The organism is Streptomyces sp. P17 (assembly GCF_032436805.1).
Lineage (GTDB): Bacteria > Actinomycetota > Actinomycetes > Streptomycetales > Streptomycetaceae > Streptomyces.
In genome coordinates this window covers 1-233 of the sequence record NZ_JAVRBF010001527.1, presented here as the reverse complement: position 1 = coordinate 233, position 233 = coordinate 1, and the positions used below count along the sequence as shown (strand labels likewise).

Below are 233 nucleotides of genomic sequence, written 5' to 3'. Positions count from 1 at the left end.
CCGAATCGGATCAAAAATCGGGATCTGATCGATGGACGACCACGAGCATATATGCGAAAATTCGGCATGTCTCGAATCAATTTTCGGGAATTAGCTCATAAGGGCCAAATTCCTGGTGTCAAAAAAGCTAGTTGGTAAGCTTTAAGCAGGCCTTGATTGGGTCTGCTTTTTGCGTGGATTGGAAATTTCCTTTTTTACGATCTTTTTCCTTGAAAATGAACGAAAAAGATTAG

The 233-nt window shown here is 40.8% G+C and carries 1 protein-coding gene; it reads left to right on the top strand.

Annotated elements, in window-relative coordinates; all coding sequences use genetic code 11:
* On the top strand, positions 1-138 hold a 138-nt coding region (gene rpsN / locus RMT89_RS45575), incomplete at its 5' end, for a 30S ribosomal protein S14 (protein WP_315889626.1).
* Positions 139-233 lie beyond the last annotated feature (95 nt).